At 47.1% G+C, this 17,208-nt stretch carries 11 protein-coding genes; 3 read left to right on the top strand and 8 right to left on the bottom strand.

Features of this window, described 5'->3' with window-relative positions:
* The first annotated feature begins 224 nt into the window (after positions 1 to 224).
* Together EXU85_RS28320 and EXU85_RS28315 are read left to right on the top strand one after the other, a co-directional pair.
* On the top strand, positions 225 to 2,006 hold the full coding sequence (locus EXU85_RS28320; RefSeq protein WP_142775310.1) for a histidine kinase dimerization/phosphoacceptor domain -containing protein: 1,782 nt from the start codon (positions 225 to 227) through the stop codon (positions 2,004 to 2,006).
* Positions 2,007 to 2,010: 4 nt separating this feature from the next.
* A complete protein-coding gene (locus EXU85_RS28315; protein WP_142775309.1) occupies positions 2,011 to 2,763 on the top strand; it encodes a response regulator in 753 nt (250 codons plus the stop codon).
* 22 nt (positions 2,764 to 2,785) lie between these two features.
* Here EXU85_RS28315 and EXU85_RS28310 read toward each other — a convergent pair whose 3' ends face one another.
* The 7 genes from EXU85_RS28310 to EXU85_RS28280 form a co-directional block, all read right to left on the bottom strand.
* Positions 2,786 to 3,568 carry a carboxypeptidase-like regulatory domain-containing protein gene (locus EXU85_RS28310; RefSeq protein WP_142775308.1) on the bottom strand — a complete coding sequence of 261 codons (783 nt, stop codon included), beginning with the start codon at positions 3,566 to 3,568 and terminating at the stop codon, positions 2,786 to 2,788.
* 102 nt (positions 3,569 to 3,670) lie between these two features.
* On the bottom strand, positions 3,671 to 4,333 hold the full coding sequence (locus EXU85_RS28305) for an HAD family phosphatase (RefSeq protein WP_142775307.1): 663 nt from the start codon (positions 4,331 to 4,333) through the stop codon (positions 3,671 to 3,673).
* 109 nt (positions 4,334 to 4,442) lie between these two features.
* Positions 4,443 to 6,890 (bottom strand): endonuclease MutS2, encoded by a 2,448-nt coding sequence (locus EXU85_RS28300; protein ID WP_142775306.1) that lies wholly within the window; start codon positions 6,888 to 6,890, stop codon positions 4,443 to 4,445.
* A 121-nt stretch (positions 6,891 to 7,011) separates the two neighbouring features.
* Positions 7,012 to 8,217, bottom strand: coding sequence for an AGE family epimerase/isomerase (locus tag EXU85_RS28295; protein ID WP_142775305.1), 1,206 nt, complete (start codon positions 8,215 to 8,217; stop codon positions 7,012 to 7,014).
* A 113-nt stretch (positions 8,218 to 8,330) separates the two neighbouring features.
* Complete coding sequence (locus EXU85_RS28290) at positions 8,331 to 8,591, bottom strand: hypothetical protein (RefSeq protein ID WP_142775304.1); 261 nt, start codon at positions 8,589 to 8,591, stop codon at positions 8,331 to 8,333.
* A 123-nt stretch (positions 8,592 to 8,714) separates the two neighbouring features.
* Complete coding sequence (locus EXU85_RS28285; RefSeq protein WP_142775303.1) at positions 8,715 to 10,451, bottom strand: RagB/SusD family nutrient uptake outer membrane protein; 1,737 nt, start codon at positions 10,449 to 10,451, stop codon at positions 8,715 to 8,717.
* 40 nt (positions 10,452 to 10,491) lie between these two features.
* Positions 10,492 to 13,782, bottom strand: coding sequence for a TonB-dependent receptor (locus tag EXU85_RS28280; protein WP_142775302.1), 3,291 nt, complete (start codon positions 13,780 to 13,782; stop codon positions 10,492 to 10,494).
* A gap of 406 nt (positions 13,783 to 14,188) precedes the next feature.
* On the opposite strand from EXU85_RS28280, the gene EXU85_RS28275 reads away from it, so the two are divergent.
* Positions 14,189 to 15,763: an NFACT RNA binding domain-containing protein gene (locus EXU85_RS28275; protein WP_371731959.1), complete on the top strand. Its 1,575-nt coding sequence runs from the start codon at positions 14,189 to 14,191 to the stop codon at positions 15,761 to 15,763.
* Between the two features lie 52 nt (positions 15,764 to 15,815).
* On the opposite strand, the gene EXU85_RS28270 is transcribed toward EXU85_RS28275, so the two are convergent.
* A complete protein-coding gene (locus tag EXU85_RS28270) occupies positions 15,816 to 17,057 on the bottom strand; it encodes an ABC transporter permease (RefSeq protein WP_142775300.1) in 1,242 nt (413 codons plus the stop codon).
* Between the last annotated feature and the right edge of the window lie 151 nt (positions 17,058 to 17,208).

Genomic DNA, 17,208 nt, shown 5'->3' with positions numbered 1-17,208 from the left:
ATCATAAGTTAGTTCTATTCGGCAATCTTTCAAACTTGCTTTATTAACCAATCATTTGCAACGGCCACTTTACCAATAGCGTTCTTTTTCTTACCAAGCAGTCTATCTTTCTTATGGGAAAATACCTATGATGATTAATGCATACTTTAGTAAATTTGGTACGAAACTTATGATCTTAATAAAGACAATAGAAACTGCGCTTTCGCTCTAAACTAGTTGCTTAAATGCCTCGATTTGTTACCGAAATTCGTTATGTGTGCCTTTTTTGGATGCTTATTTCGGGCCTGACCAAGGCGCAAGTACCGGTTCATTTACACCTAAATCCAGTAAAAATTCAGAAAGCCGCACAACTGGAGAAGGAAGCTATTGCTAAACACGACTCATTGATCCTGGCAGAAGCGTATTACCTATACGGGAAAGCGTATGTCTTTGTGGGCGATTATCGGACTGCTCAGTCTTATTATGTAAAAGCGCTTCGCATCCAAGAGCCTAAAGGCTATTCTTTTGAATTGAGTCGACTTTATGTGCGACTAAGTGAAAGTGAAAACAGATTGGGCCGTTCAACGCAGGCTCTGCAGTATGCTTATCGTTCCTTGAAGGTTGCGCAACATATTCGGAAAGATCAGGCTATGGCCTTAATACGTGCTTACGGAGCGTTAGCCCAAACCTATGAAACCATCTGGAGTGCACAAGTGCCACGTAAGCAATCAACGTTTGAGAGAACTCTTTTGTATTATAAAAAACGGGAGCTGCTGTGTGTGAAGTTAAGAGATACTGTGGGTGTAGCAGAAGTAAGCCTGGAGTTGGGAACACTTTTTTCGCAGGTTAAAGATCCACGAGCACTCTCTTATCTGGAAAAGGCCCAGGATCTATTTACCCTCAAACACAAAGATGGTATTCTGGTGAATACGATGGTGCATTTGGCGTCTGCTTATTTAACATTCGATAAACCTGAGCAGGCTTACCAAACATTAGTCAAGGCGGAAAGCCTCTATTCCAGTAAAAAATTAACCGATTACGAGATTCAACTGGGTCTTGAAACGCAGTTTGTTGCCTATTTTGAGGCCACACGGCAGTGGGATAAAGCGTTTGAGCGGCTGAGAAAATTGAATGAATTAGAGCGCATCAGACTTCTGGCAGATCGTGACGGGGCCATTACCCGATTGAATATGGAGTATGAAACAGAAAAAAAAGAAGCACTCCTAAGCGCACAGAAGAAAGAAATTGATTTGAATGCCCAAAATCTACGGTTACAGAAATACTTTAGTGTTGTCACCTTCGCTCTGTTTGTGATAGCTGCTGGAATGAGTGTCGTTTTTTTTCGGTTGTATCGAAAAAACCAACGGATTAGTCGCCGGAATGAGGACCTGATCAAAGAACAGAATCATCGGGTTAAAAATAATCTACAGGTAGTCTCGAGTTTACTTAGTCTGCAATCGAAACGGTTGGTAGATCCAACGGCAAAGAAAGCTGTAGAGGAAAGCCGCCTACGCGTACAGTCAATGGCCATACTTCATCAACGGCTGTATGACGGGGAGCGGTTAGCCGAAGTGGACTTGAATGACTTTATTCAGGAGTTGGTACGGGGAGTTCTGAAAGCGTATGGGAGTTCTGCTGTAACAGTACACTTTGCTATTGACGAAATTATGTTATCGGCTAACAAGGCAGTTCCTTTAGGGTTAATCCTAAATGAATTGATTACCAATGCCTGTAAATATGCTTTCCCTGACAATGAAACTCCTGAACTGTGGGTCATATGCCATCGAAAGGGCAAGAAGATAGAACTCACTGTATCTGATAACGGCCCCGGAATGGATAGTCCTGGTTGGACTGATACCCGGCTGGATGGCTTCGGCTTCACCTCCTCAAAAGCTATCAAAACCAGCTCATTTGGTATGCAACTTATTCAAGCTCAGGTGGAACAGGTAAACGGAACGTATCAATTTAGCACGCACCTGAGAGGAACAACTTCAGGTGTCGTATTTACGATGGAATTCAGCGTATAGACCCATGACGCCACTTAAGATTTTGATTGTTGAAGACGAAACCATTACCGCAATGGATCTTCGCGAAACCCTCCAGGAAGCTGGTCATGTTGTTACGGCAATTGCCCGTACGTTTCAGGATGCCGTGAAGTCTGTTAAGAATAATCCCCCTGATCTAGCCCTGGTCGATATTCATCTGGAGGGTTCATCTGCGAACGGTATTGAGACCGCCAAGAAACTACTGGAAATTCATTCGATGCCAATTATGTATCTGACGGCTAATTCTGAGCCTGAAACCTTTCAATTGGCAAAAGAGACAGTACCTGTAGCTTATTTACTAAAACCATTTCGACACGATGAACTGAAGTTACAGATTGAAATGGCCTATCATTATTTTCAATATACACTGACCAAATCCAGTGATATTCCAGTATCTAACTATTTATATTTCCCGGTTGATAATGGGCATGAAAAAATAGATCCTAACGATGTGCTCTATATCGAAGCGGATGGGTCGTACGTAGAGATTTTTCTGGCCAGCAAAAAGACATACTACATTAGCATGAACTTAGGCCATCTGGCCCAATATTTTCCAACACCTAATTTCTACCGATTATCCCGATCACTTCTTATTAATTTAAACTATCTGGAACGCCTGGAGCCTAACCATCTGTACCTGGTCAATCACGAGCCTCCCATTCCCATTCCGGCTACAAGTCGCAAAGAATTGATGAATAAGCTCAGAGTGGTTCGGACAAAGAAGGCTCCCTCTCATTAAGTGCTTACGCGAAAGGAAAAATCTATGGCTGTTTAGGCGTGGACTGATTTGGGTCGGGTGCAATCCGACTGGGACGCCGATTAATCCCGTTCTGGAAGCGATTTCGGAGCTGCTGAATAGTGTTTATCAGGTCGTAATCTTCAGCTTTAAGCAGGTAATCATCATCAAAATCGCAGAAGTCGAAGAACCGATCAACTTCATCAGCTCGTAGCGTTGTTGACTGCTCAACCAGTAACCGGAATCGCTCCAGGGCCAGTGCATGCCGCCGATCCTGTTGCATGATATAATAGGCCTTCCGATCTGATTTAGGCCTTTTCCCAAACATTTCGTAAAGTAAAGTTACGCCCGCGCCATCGGCTAGCCGATCAAAGGCCTGCTCACCCGTTACTTTTTTCGAGGCTGTTGGCTCGTCGAGTAGTTGCTGAATTTCGCGTTTAACTTCTTCATAGCGCTTACCCGTTACGGTTACTTCCGCAAGGTCAACCACTCGGTAGGGCATAGGTGGAAGCGCGTGGGCAACAATCGTTGGATTATCTGATCCATCGTAACGGATACCGGTACGGTTATAAAGCTGGCTGGTTAAAATAAGCGAATCGCCCGGTTGAATCGTGAGGAAAAAACGTCCACTTGCATTGGTACGAGCCCGCTGCCGGGTGCGTTGATTCACAACCAGTACCTTGTCGACAGGACCTTTAGTGGTTTGGTCAATGACTGTTCCAATTACGTATTTGCCTTGTGCCCACGCGCTACCTGACCAACTTAGGAAACTGGCAACGCAAAGAATGAAAAGGCGTTTGTAGGGCATAAGACAGTCGGTAAGTGAAGCCTAAACAAGTTCGAAAACCACACTTGTGGTCGGACTCAAGGTCATAATTACAAAAATACGGCTTGGCAGCGTTAAATGCTGTTAAAAAAACTTAACCAGTTTTTGTATCCGATCGAGTGATAACTCGGTAAAATCAGTTGCCACATCATCTACGAATGGCCGGAGTTCATCAGGAGATTGAGTGGTAGCCATACCAACAACAAACGCGCCCGATGCTTTAGCTGCCTGAATACCCGTCATTGAATCCTCAAAAATGACGCTATCCGCTGGTTCAACGCCTAACATAGCCATTGCTTTCTGATAAATTTCGGGGTCAGGCTTCGGATGGCTAACCATACTTTCATTTAGTAGTGCATCAAAATAAGGCCGAATGTTCAGAGCGTCCATGACAAAGTCAAGGTTTTCGACCGGAGCCGATGTTGCCACTGCTGTGCGGATACCTGCTTCTTTCAGGGCTTTCAAAAACGGGATCAATCCGGTAACCGGCGTAATGGCGGGGCGGTATAATTCTCGAAATAGAGCTTCTTTTTCCTTGCTTAACCGGTGTACCTCTTCGGGAGTAAGTGATTGATTGGCAAATAAATGAGCAACAATGTCTGTGTTATGTTTTCCTGAAACATAGTGTACAAAATCGTCGTCGCTTAAGGTTTTTCCATTGCGCTGGTAGTACTCCCGCCAGGCAATGCGGTGGTGGGGGTTGGTGTCAACAATGACCCCATCCATGTCAAAAATGACTGCTTTCATAAATTGTAGTTTGGGGTTTGACGTTTGACGTTCGAGGTTGAAGTTGCCTGACGTGAACAATCTCGTGTGTCAGGTAACTTCAAACCTCGAACGTCAAACGTCAAACCATTTATCTCATCTTTACAATTGTCACACCCGCGCCACCTCGATCAGCGTGTTCGTCTTCCATTTTTCCCACCTGTTTATACCCTCGAAGGTGGTTCCGAACGAGGGTGCGTAGAATACCGTCGCCTTTACCATGAACGATGCGGAGTTCTGGGTAGCCGAGCATCAACGCATCATCAAAAAAACGATCAACTTCGCCGAGGGCTTCTTCACCCCGTTTGCCCCGAATGTCTAGGTTGAAGCTAAAGTTCTGCATCTTTTCGTTTATATCAACACCCTGGCTGCGGGGCCGGTCGTCCCGAACGTCAGTAGCCTCTTTGAAGGTCTTCTTGCTTACTTTTTCAAGTCGGTTTAGTTTGACATTCGATTTCAGATCCCCGATACGGATTTCGGCATCTTTACCACGCAGAGTCAGTACCTCGCCAATGGCCGCCGTGGATTCGGTGTTCTGGCCTGCTATGCGAACATAGCTGCCAACGGTAATAGCTCCACCATCGTTTTCAAACTCCTCCTCAGGTTGTTTGGGCGTTTCGACAACAACGGGTTCTGGCTTCAGTTCTTTTTGTTCGAACCGTTCCAACTCCTGTCGGATCTGCTTCGTGGGTTCGCGCTCGGCTTTATTTTCCTTAATCTCACGGATAGTAGTTTCAATCCGCTGATTTGCTTCCTGAACGAGGGCTTTCGCCTTTTGTTTGGCGTCGTTAACAATCTTCTTCTGATCGTTGTCTAAGCGATTTTTCAGGGCGGTATATTCGGCCAACTGCTGCGCCAGCTTCCGTTGATTGATGCCGATTTCGATGTTTTTCTCGGAGAAAACCCGTTTCTCGATATCAAGTTCTTTCAGCAATTTCTCGAAATTCACCTGCTGATTACCGAGCTTTTCTTTCGCCCGATCAATGACGCCTTTCGGCAGCCCAATTTTCTGAGCAATCTCAAACGCAAACGAAGAGCCCGGCCGACCAATTTCTAACTGATACAGCGGTTCCAGATGCTCGCCATCGAAGCGCATGGCGCCATTAATCAGCCCCGACGTTTTGTCGGCCATAACCTTTAGGTTAGTATAGTGTGTATTGATCACACCATAAGCGCCGGACTTGTTGAGATCTTCCAGAATGGATTCGGCAATGGCTCCCCCTAAACCAGGCTCTGTTCCTGTACCAAATTCGTCGATCAGAAACAGCGTCCGTTTGTTAGCGCCAATCAGAAACTGTTTCATGGCGGTTAAGTGCGACGAATACGTACTGAGGTCATTTTCAAGTGACTGTTCGTCGCCAATGTCGATGAACAAATTCTGAAAAACGCCCATTTCTGCGTACTCAGCCATCGGTATAAGTAACCCGCATTGCAGCATGTACTGCAACAAGCCAATTGTTTTAAGGGCAACGGATTTACCCCCTGCATTCGGCCCTGAAATAATCAGAATGCGCGCTTTCTCATCTAACCGAACATTGAGGGGTACAACCGCTTTCCCCTGCTTCGAAAATGAGAGATAAAGCAATGGATGCCGGGCATTGATCCAATTAACAAAAGGTCGGTCGTGGAGCTTAGGCATGATCGCATCCAATTGAACAGCCAATTTGGCCTTTGCCCGAATGAAGTCGATTTGCGCCAGAAAATTGATCGCCTTTCTTAAGTCGTCTAAATGGGGGCGAACCTGGTCAGTAAGGGCGAGCAGAATACGATAGATTTCGCGTCGTTCTGCATACTCCAGTTCCCGAATTTCGTTGTTGGCATCGAAGACTTCAGCGGGTTCGAGAAACACTGTTTGCCCCGTTTGCGACTCGTCATGAACGAAGCCTTTGATCTTGCGTTTGTGCTCGGCGGCAATGGGTATTACCAGCCGTCCTCCGCGAACGGTTAGCGAGAGATCGTCGGGAATCCAGCCATTTTGCCGGGCCTGCCGAATGATACTATCGAGCCGTTTGCGCAGATTAGCCTGCTCGCCGATAATACGCCGACGAATGCTGGCTAATTCGGGCGAAGCAGAATCCCGGACATTTCCCCGATCATCAATGACGCGCTCAAGGGCTTCCGTCAGCTTTTTATCGACGCCAACTGGACCCGCTAATTCGCGAAGGAATGGGAAATTCGTACTTTCATCCCGTTTGGAGTCACTTTGGCGGGATAAAAAACGCAAACAGTCCTGAACGGTTCTAAGGGCTAGTTTAAGGTCGAAAAATTCGGCTTCAGTTAGCGCCAGCCCTTCTACACGGACACGGCTCAGATGTGGTCGAACGTCGATGTAATTGCTATTCGGGAAGTCGGGTTCATACTGAACAATCTGTTTGAACTCCGTTGTTTGCTGAAGTAGTTTGTCGATAAGCTGTACATTATCCGTAAACCGAATCTTCTCAACATAATCCTGTCCCAGCGGACTGACGCAGGCTTCTTTAAGACGTTCGCGGATGGTATCGAAACCTAATTTTTGTTCTAAGGTATTTGGGTAAAGCATTACGTAGAGCCGCCCCTGCCAGGCCGGCTGATGATCACAACTGTTTAGACTAGTTTTTCATAGCCAACTCGGATAGGAGCGGCATTTTATGAATAACAGCGCGCATGGATTATGGGTTCGATTACCGCAAATGCTCTAAACGTTCGAGCATTTCCAGACAGGCCCGGCTGTTGTGGTAGGGGCATTTCCACATACTGATTTTGTCGTTGCCAAGGACTTTGTGCGCTACGGTTACGCCACTGAACCACTCACCGTTTTTGAGGTCAAGCAGATATTTTTTGATGAACTCCCAACTTTTAATGGACTTATCTAAAAACGCTTTATCGTGTGTAAGCTGGTAAGCATTCATGAACCCCACCATGGCCTCGGCCAGTACCCACCACGACCGTTCGCTATTGAGGTGACCATCGGGCTCAAGTTCATAGTTCATGCCACCATCGGTAGGATCGAACCCGGTAGAAGCGGCTCTTGCCATTCTCACGCCCACATCCCGAACTGTTTTCTGGAGAGGCTTATCGCCGGGGTTTCTAGCCGCTAATACATCGGCGGCTTCGGGTAATAGCCAGGAGGCTTCAATATCATGACCATAGGAAATTGCCGTTCGCCGAACTGCCCAGTTCGTATCCATAAACAAATTCATGCGATACGTTTTCGGATCAATGATATGCTCCAGAAACATGTGCAATAGGCCCCGTATCTGATCGGCAACGGATTTGTCAGGCCAGACGCGATACAGACAGGTGAAAGCCTCCAGAATGTGGAGGTGCGTGTTCATCGTCTTTATCTCCTGATTGTCGTATTTACTAATGATGTAATCCGTTGCCGGTGACCAATCCTGGTTGAGGGCTTCGACAAAGCCGCCTTTGTTTTGATCAAAGGCATGCTTCACCATGTGTTGAAATTGAGTCTTCGCGAGGGCTAGGGCAGGAGCGGAGTTTGTGGCATGTACATATTCACTTAAGCCGTAAAGTGCGAAAGCTTCGCCATAGGAGTGCTTAAGGGGATATTTGGGCTGGCCCATCGCATCAACTGACCAATACACGCCACCATACTGCGGATCGATAAAATATTGACGAATATATTGGAAAGCCTGATTGGCGGTGGCTCGGTATTCTTCGTGATGGGTATGCCGAAGTGCCGCAGAGAATGTCCACAAGATACGGGCGTTCAGTACGATGCCTTTGTCTGCTTTAGGATCAGGTTGATTCTGGTAATTGACTCGACCATAGAATCCACCGTGATCGGCATCAGGTGCATACCGTTGCCAATAGGCCAGAATATCTTTATGCTCCTGTCTTAATTCTGCGCGGAGTTGGTTTATATCCATGGGCAATGAATAATGAATAATGAATAATGTAGAATGGATAATGAAGTCCACGGGCGTGAAACACTACTCATTATCCATTCTACGCACGGGCGACCCCTATTATTCATTAGGACCTACTTCCTACTTCCATTACGGTCGCCACTGTGTCCTGAGTGGCTGTGACCTCCCCGTTCTTCAGTAAGTTCGGCTTTACTCTCAGTTGGCCACAGGTGTTCGTCTTCGGGGCCCTGCTTATTTTTGTTGGCATTGGTCATTGTTTTCTCGCCATTAGGCCGTTGACCACCGCTGTTCTGAGCGTTTTGATTGCGGCTTCGTTCGCGGCCGGGCTGCAAATCATTAGAGCCCGGCTGATCTGTGGTTTTGTGATTAGCCATGATAATTGTCTATTTGTTGTATAGACTAAATAACTAGCCAAAAGGCAGATTGTTTTAATACAGAAAAGCCCGTTCTAACTAGTTAGGACGGGCTTTTCTGTATTATTTAGGTAAGCTATTGGCTTAGTACCCTGGGTTCTGAGCAAGTATGCTCTTGCCCTGAGAGTCAATCTGCTGTTGCGGAATCGGCAGATACTCATCTTTGCCGGTGGTGTATTTAGCACCCGTGTAACCCACTGGCAACAGTTTGCCTTCGTAAGCAATGAAGGCGTTCAACACCGTAGAGGCCGTGCCCCAACGAACCAGGTCATAGAACCGGTGACCTTCGCCCGACAGCTCCAACTTCCGCTCAAACTGGATCGCCGTACGAGCCGCAGCCTTGTCGGCAAACGCTGTGTACAAACCGATCTGATAGTTAGCTGCATTAGCACCAGCTGCCGTTTTCACGTAAGCAGTGCCTTTGGCACGACTCCGAATCTGGTTTACATACGATAGAGCGGTTGCTAAGCTACCTACTTCCACTTCGCACTCAGCCGCCATCAGCAGCACGTCAGCGTAGCGGATGATGTTGTAGTTGATGGCCGAGTAACCATCCGTCCACGAGCTACCATCGGTCAGTACTTTATCCTGCGATTTGTAGAACACAAACTTGATCGGTGAGTAAGGACCAGCAAAACCTTGGTCACGAATCCAGTCCAGACCTGGGTGCACCTGCCAATCCAGGTAAGGAATACCCCGACGGCCTATCGACCAGTCCAGACGAGGATCTACTGGACCCGCATCGGGTGTAAACGGCGCACTTGACGCAATTCCCTGGTCAGTTTTCAACTGGTTTGCAGCTGAATTGTAGGAGCCATCCAGTAAGGGTAAGCCATTGGCATCTACCCGGAACGAGTTGGCCAGTTCAAAGCTAGGGGCAAAGAATCCGCAGCAACCAGCCGGACCGTTAGAACCCGTGTTGTAAGGGAAGTTCAGTACGAGGTCAGGGTTGGCATTATCTGAGTTACCCGCGTTGGCAGCCGCCTGAATAGCGAACACCGACTCCGAGCTGTTATCCTTGGCAGCATTGAAGTTATCCTGGAAGTTTGTATTCAACGCATACTTTTTACCATCCGAGGTAACTCCACTGGCGATGACCTGATCGAAGAGCGCTTTGGCTTCAGCGTATTTCTTCTCATAGAGGTACGTTTTAGCCAGATAAGCTGTAGCCGCCCATTTATTGGCCCGGCCCACGGCTCCCTGGCTAGCAGGCAGGTTGTCAACAGCGTATTTGAAATCAGCCTCAATGTTAGGCCAGATGTCGGCGCTATTGGGGACGGCTTCAATACCCGTACCGTAATCCTTCGTTTCATCCACATACGGAACTTTGTTGAACGAACGCTTAAGTTCAAAGTAGTAGTGAGCGCGCAGGAAGCGAGCTTCCCCCGAGATGCGGGCTTTGTCGGCGGCCGTTACATCTGAACCGGCTGAAGCCAGTGAGCGCAAGGTCGAATTACACCGGGCAACTCCTTCGTACATAGCGTTCCATTTGGCGTTTACTTCACCGCTGGTGGCTAAAATGCCATAGGTTTGAAATGGCGTCAGGGCGTTAAAGTCCCCGGAGTTAGAGCCTTTGTTGGCATCTCCGCCGGAAACACTACCGCGAACCCAGTTAAACGAGCTGGCGGATTGGGAAAAACCACGGGCATTCAATTGGGCATAAGCGCCAACCAAGAGCCCGTCCAGACCAGCTTTGGAGGTTAACTGAGCCCCAGATAACTGACCCGTGGCCGGTACATCCAGGAATTTATCTTGACAGGCGAAGGTAACCAGCATCATCAGAGCAGTGGCTACGGTCCCCTTTGTAATCGGATTTTTCATAGTGCGATTTGCCTAAGAAATAAGATGAGTTTGAGTTATGTTAGAAACCGAAGCTTAAGCCCACGTTGTAGCCACGCTGAACCGGATAGTTACCCACGTCGATACCGAAGTTCTGGTCAGCCGAACCACCAACGCCTGGATCAAGACCCGAGTATTTGGTGATGGTGAACAGGTTAGTGGCCGATACAGATAAGCGCAAACGGCTCAGGTTCACTTTGTTCAGAACCACCGCTGGGAAGGTGTAGCCTAAGTTCAGATACTGCATCCGGGCGTATGAACCGTTCTCTACGTAGTACGAGTTGGCCTGGGTGTTGGTACTGAAGTTCGAAGCACTCTCGAAAATGGGCACTGTGGTGTTTGTGTGTGTTGGTAACCATGAATCCCGTACACGGCCACCCATAGCAGCACCTGTGAAGGATGGGTAGAAATCGGTGAACCAGCGCTGGTTGTTGAAGATCTTGTTGCCCAGCGATGCGTACAGGTTGGTGTTTAGATCGAAACCTTTGTACTTCAGCGTCAGGGTGATACTACCCGTGAACTTCGGAATAGGGCTCCCAAGGAACTGACGGTCGTCATCATTGATCTTGCCATTTCCATCCGTATCCTGGTAACGGAAACGACCCGGAGCGGCACCATCCTGCGTTGGCGCAGCGGCCACTTCTTCCTTGCTGTTGAACAGACCAATTACATTGTATCCGAAGAACGAAGACAGGTCATGACCAGGTTGGTTCCGAACTACGTTGGTGCTTAAACGAGTACCACCCGCGTTAAAGTACGGAACCGATGGGTCAATGGCCGTGATCTTGTTGTCCAGGAAACTGGCAATACCCGTTACTTCATAGGTCAGATCCCCCGAGAGTGTACCCCGGTTGGTCACCAGAATGTCGATCCCTTTGTTGGTCATGCTGGCTACGTTTTTGTAGGGAGCACTCGACCGAACGCCTACGACACCCGGCAACGCCAATGGGTAAAGCAGATCCTTGGTGTCCTTCTGCCAGAAATCGAGCACTACTTCCAACTTGTTGTTGAAGAAGGTTCCATCGACCCCAATGTTCTTGGTGATACTGGATTCCCACTTAGCTTCTGGGTTCCCGATCTGGCTCCGGTAGAAGCCTTGCGAAATCGAGTTATTGGTGCCACCGAGGTCATAACCCTGACCAGCCCCACCACCGTAGAGGTTAAACTGGTTAGTAGCACTCAGGTAGTTTGAGTTACCCATGATACCGTACCCACCCCGTACTTTCAGGTCTGATACCCAGGGTAGGTTTTTCATGAACTCCTCGCCCGACAAACGCCAGGCTGCTGAGGCAGCAGGGAACACCCCGTACCGGTTGGAAGCCGCAAACTGAGACGAACCATCCCGGCGGATAACACCCGTCAGGATATACTTGTCATTGTAGGTATAACGAGCCTGCGCAAACAAGGAATAAAATTTATTCCCGAGGAAATAGTTACTTCCAACACCGCGGGTGGCGCCTGGCGTGGTTGTGTTGATGGTCACGTAGTTAGGGTCCTGCGAGAATGGGTTCTGACCCGATCCGTTGATGTTACGACCCAGCCCTGTGTTCAGCGCTTCGATACCGCCTAACGCAAAGATGTCATGGCGACCAAACTTCTGTTTGAAAGTAGCCGTGTTGGTAAAGGTCCAGGCTAAGCCATAACCCGATCCTTCGCTGTAGGTGTAGGTGGTGTTATTCTCCGAGTTTTCGTACTGTACCCGACCGTAGCTATTAAAATAGTTGCTGAAATACGTACCACCAATGCTGCTGCGCAGGGTTAAGGATGGAAGTACATCGTATTCTAAATACGCGTTCCCAAAGCCGAAGATGTTGAAGTTGCCATTGTTAGCGTTGGCCATACGGTCAGCAACCGGATTACGGGGGTTGTTAAAACCTGGGGCGGCTGTACCGGCATACCCACCGAAGGAGTTATAAATCGGGATGATTGGCGGCATACGGAACGCCGACAACACTTCATTTTCGTCCGAAGCAGCACTTGAGTTGTTATTGGTAGCATTACCCAATTGGTTTCCCACACCGCCCAAAATGCCTTTGGTTGCAACATACGAAATCTGGAAATTTTCGCCGAACCGGAGTTTCTTGGTGATATCGAACTCGGTATTAGCACGGAGATTGTATTTTTTAAATTCATTATTAATAACAATCCCTGACTGCTGTTGCATACCCAGGCTAATATAGAATCGGCTCGATTCAGTACCACCCGAGAAACCAAGCTGATGGCGCATTAATGGAGCTACACGGGTAATGGCTGCATACCAGTCGGTGCCTGCTTTGTTAGATGGAATTACGTTGTAAATCGCACCGTTAGCCGAATTGACGTTATACTTAGCGGCTTCAGCCGTTAGATCTACCTGCGAAGCCGACAAGCCCGAACGGCTACCAACCAACAGATAATCTGGCAGAACAGGTGTTAAGCCCGAGCCATACTGACCACCGGCAATACCCGCAAAGCTCGTCGCATCGGGGGTTGTACCAGCTTGGTACAGGTCATTTTTACGGGCCTGCCAGCTCCAGTCGGCCTGCTCCTGTGGATTCAGGATTGGTAAGCTTTTGCCTGGATCGGTAGCACCAAATAAACCATCGTAGCTAACACTTAATTTCTGCGCCCGACGCTGACCTTTCTTGGTTGTCAACACGATCACACCCGAAGCAGCCCGTGCTCCATAAATAGAAGCTGAGGCCGCATCTTTCAGCACCGTGGTGCTTTCGATATCATCTGGAGCAAGAAACTGGATGTTCTGGGTCGGTACACCATCAACTACATACAAAGGCTGGTTACCCCCAAACGAACCGAAGCCCCGCACTCGAACCTGGCTGGAGGTACCTGGCTGTCCGTTAGTGATCACAGTTACCCCGGCTACACGGCCCTGTAGCTGTTGCTCCACGTTTGCCGAAGGAACAACCTTCAATTGAGCGGGTTTCACAGTGGATACGGCTCCAGTTACATCCCGACGATTTTCAGTGGAGTACCCGGTTACTACTACTTCACTTAAAGCAGTTGCGTCATCTTCAAGAGATACAGTTACGGCAGTACGGTTACCTACTTGAATTTCCTGGGTTTTAAAGCCAATAGCTGATACAACCAGCACCGGGTTGGCGCCCCGGATGTTTAAGGCAAAGTTACCGCTTGCGTCGGAACTGGTACCCGTTTGGGTCCCTTTTAGGACCACGTTGGCACCTGGTACGGGACCATCAGTACCCGTAATTTTACCCGTCAATCGACGGTCTTGGGCAGAGGCTGATAAGCCCCAGAGCAGTAGAACTGCGCCCAGAAAAGCGGTCTGCAGAAACCTGTAGAGCGTTGCTTTCATGAAGATTAGGTTGGTTATATATTGAGTTAAACGCATCAATATTAAGTTAGTTTAGTTATACTTCAAAGTGAAATCTTAATAAATGTACACTGGCTAGCTGATTAAAAAAATATCAATTATTAAAAAAACCATATTGAAATATTAGCAACAATCTGATAATCAAATCATTGTATGTAGTTAAAATTATATTATGTTAGATTAGTTATATATATTTTTAATATAGTTCTGTTTTAACTAGTTATTGACTATAGAGTGGCTTAAGAAATTATAGGCGTATTTTTGTCGCTGTATGCATACCAACTATTACTTTCTACGGCAGCTTGCTCCAGCCCTCGAATCTCATTTACTAGGTAATTTTGCGTTAATTTCAGGGACTGCTAACTCACTTTCAAAGGGGCTCCTATTCATGGAGTGTTTCAGTCAGGACCGTGATGAAGTTGTGCTCGTTTTTGCGCAGGCCAGGGGGAAAAACAATTACTACAAACCATTCTACATAAAAGCAACGTTACGCCCCGATTTCTCTGGATTGTTCTTTCCTGAGTCTGTGCAACGTGCACGAACGAATAGTGTTGATTTATTTGAAACAGTAGTTGGAGAAACGGGGCAGGAACGGGCAGTTATTGGTGTTCGTTCATTTTTGAACGAGCGCTGCCTGGCTATTTTGTTGGAGGGCGGTTTCTCATTAGTATTTAAATTTTTCGGCAACCGGCCTAACTTACTGGCTTTCTTCAATAATGAGGTTGTCGATCTGTTTAACCGCCAATTAGTAAGTGATGAGCATCTCCTTTTCTCGTCTATTGACCGCCCAATCGATCAATCTTATGCGGCTTTCGAGCGGGCTAATTTCGACCATCGAAAACTGTTTCCAACCTTCGGGAAAGTTGTAAATGAATGGATCAGCAAGCAAGAATCGGAAAATCTAGAGGAGGGTAAACCCCAATGGACTATTATTCAGGATACTTTGCGGCTACTCGAACACCCCCGGTATTACTTGACGCAACTGCATCATACGCCAACCTTGAGCCTGTTACCAATGGTCGATCCAGACGCTGGAGAGGCTTCCAATCGATCCTATTTGCAAGAGTTTGACGATCCTATTGAGGCCGCTAATCGGTTTTATACTACTTATAACGGACTAGGTATTTTTGAGCATGAGAAAGCAAACCTATTACGCCTTCTCGAAAAGCGTCAGAAACGGGCAGAAGGACAGCTTACGGGCGCTATGCAACGACTTATATCGCGTGAAGAGGGAGCGAGTCATGAAGAAATGGGACATATACTGATGGCAAATCTTCATGATGTACCACAGGCACCAGGGGCTAGATCTCCTGAACGGTTAACACTATACGATTTCTATCGCGATCAACCAATAATCCTAAAACTTAAGCCTGACCTAAGTCCTCAGAAAAACGCGGAGAACTTTTATCGAAAGGCAAAGAATAAAAAAATTGAAGAGAAACACTTGACAGAGATAGTAGCCAACCGTGAAGTGGAAATAGCGCGGATTAACCAGCAGAAAGTTGATTTAGCCGGAATTCAAACCCTGAAAGAACTACGTCGCTATGTGAAACAACAAAATTTACTCACGGATTCGGCGGACCGAATTTCGCCCAATAATGATGCCGGGCCTATATTTAAAGAAGTAACAATTGATGCCTTTCGTATTCTGATTGGCCGGAATGCGAAAAATAATGATTTACTAACATTGAAATATGCTTACAAAGACGATCTCTGGCTTCATGCCCGTGATGTATCTGGTTCGCACGTAATTGTGAAATACCAGGCCGGTAAGACCTTTCCTCGTCATGTTATCGAACGGGCCGCTGAGTTAGCTGCATGGTACTCAAAACGCCGAACTGATAGCTTATGCCCTGTTATTGTTACTCCCAAAAAATTTGTTCGTAAGCCGAAAGGCCTTGCTCCTGGGCAAGTGATTGTGGAGAAAGAAGATGTTGTCCTGGTTGCACCAAAGGGAGAGTGAGAAGATATATGATATATGGATTCAGACTGGACATCTACATCATACATCCTACTTACTTTGCCCGTATGGCAATTACGGGATCGAGACGGGCCGCTGAAAATGCGGGAATAATTCCCGACATAATGCCAATGATACTAGAAACACCCAGCCCCAATGCGATATTATCCGCTGTTAACTGGAGATCAAGGCTTCCCAAATCCATGAACGACAGCAGGTAAACCAGAAAGATACCAGCTAACCCGCCAACCAAGCTTAATAGCACAGCTTCAAATAAAAACTGAAATAGAATGAAGTAATTCTTTGCTCCCAGCGATTTCTGAATACCGATGATATTGGTGCGCTCTTTCACACTGACGAACATAATGTTGGCAATTCCAAAGCCACCGATCAGAATCGAAAAACCACCAATTACCCAGCCTGCTAAGGTTAAAACGGAAAAAATACCACTGATTGCCTGTGCGGCAGCTTCGGGTCGGTTAATGGCAAAATTATCATCTTGCGTAGGACGTAATCCACGTCGGGTACGCATCAACCCGCGAATTTCACTCTCCAGTTCGAGCAATCCCTCATCCGTATCATACCCTTTGATTGCCAGCGTAATATTCGGATTGAGGGAGTGAAACATCTTCGCAAAGGCACCATAAGGAATCAGGCATTTGATGTCTGGATTACCGCCTACGTTAAGGATGCTTTCACCTTTCTTTTTCTGAACACCAATGACCGAAAAGTTCATGCCATTTATTTTAAACGACTTGCCAAGAGGATCCTGACCTGGAAAGAGGTTTTCGGCCACGTCGGACCCAATGATAGTTACATTGCGGGCAACGTCAACTTCCTGCTGGGTAAAATAACGACCCTGTTCAACCGGCACATCCGAGATCTTGTTGTAATCCAATGTTGTTCCCTGAATGAGGGCAATCATGCTGTTGTTATCCTTTTTGATCGTAATCCGACCTTTGAAAGACATAGCTACAACCGCCTGAGCATTTTCAAGTCGTTCACTTAGAAAGCGGTACTCCTTATAAGTGGGTACTGGCCGTTGAAAATATTTCCACCACTGAAAATCGCCACTAAAGACCCAGGGCCATTTTTCTACATACACCACCTTATCGCCAATGAAGGACAGGCTTTCTTTGATGTTTCGTTCTAGTGAATCGACCAGCGTAAAAACGGCGATGATCGCAAAAATACCAATGGTTACCCCAAGTAGCGATAACATTGTACGAAGAAGGTTCGAGCGAAGTGCCTGCCACGCGAACCGAAAACTTTCAAAAGTCTGACGAATAAATCGCATCTGGTATAAAGAGCGAAAAAGTGAATAACCAGCCTAGTCTAGCACGCCCTAGAGCCATGCTGCCTACAAGGTTCCAAGCAATGAAAGTACGACATGAGGTTTGCATCGCCAACGAATTTCGGACAAGTATAAACTTCTGGCGGATAAGTGG

It is taken from the genome of Spirosoma sp. KCTC 42546 (genome assembly GCF_006965485.1).
In the GTDB taxonomy this organism is placed as follows: domain Bacteria; phylum Bacteroidota; class Bacteroidia; order Cytophagales; family Spirosomataceae; genus Spirosoma.
This window is presented reverse-complemented; position numbering and strand designations above follow the sequence as displayed.

What these genes read in the sequence shown, in the direction of transcription:
- EXU85_RS28320 (WP_142775310.1), top strand. Translation starts at nt 225, where the DNA reads ATGCCTCGATTTGTTACCGAAATTCGTTATGTGTGCCTTTTTTGGATG.
- EXU85_RS28315 (WP_142775309.1), top strand. Translation starts at nt 2,011, where the DNA reads ATGACGCCACTTAAGATTTTGATTGTTGAAGACGAAACCATTACCGCA.
- EXU85_RS28310 (WP_142775308.1), bottom strand. Translation starts at nt 3,568, where the DNA reads ATGCCCTACAAACGCCTTTTCATTCTTTGCGTTGCCAGTTTCCTAAGT.
- EXU85_RS28305 (WP_142775307.1), bottom strand. Translation starts at nt 4,333, where the DNA reads ATGAAAGCAGTCATTTTTGACATGGATGGGGTCATTGTTGACACCAAC.
- EXU85_RS28300 (WP_142775306.1), bottom strand. Translation starts at nt 6,890, where the DNA reads ATGCTTTACCCAAATACCTTAGAACAAAAATTAGGTTTCGATACCATC.
- EXU85_RS28295 (WP_142775305.1), bottom strand. Translation starts at nt 8,217, where the DNA reads ATGGATATAAACCAACTCCGCGCAGAATTAAGACAGGAGCATAAAGAT.
- EXU85_RS28290 (WP_142775304.1), bottom strand. Translation starts at nt 8,591, where the DNA reads ATGGCTAATCACAAAACCACAGATCAGCCGGGCTCTAATGATTTGCAG.
- EXU85_RS28285 (WP_142775303.1), bottom strand. Translation starts at nt 10,451, where the DNA reads ATGAAAAATCCGATTACAAAGGGGACCGTAGCCACTGCTCTGATGATG.
- EXU85_RS28280 (WP_142775302.1), bottom strand. Translation starts at nt 13,782, where the DNA reads ATGAAAGCAACGCTCTACAGGTTTCTGCAGACCGCTTTTCTGGGCGCA.
- EXU85_RS28275 (WP_371731959.1), top strand. Translation starts at nt 14,189, where the DNA reads ATGGAGTGTTTCAGTCAGGACCGTGATGAAGTTGTGCTCGTTTTTGCG.
- EXU85_RS28270 (WP_142775300.1), bottom strand. Translation starts at nt 17,057, where the DNA reads ATGCGATTTATTCGTCAGACTTTTGAAAGTTTTCGGTTCGCGTGGCAG.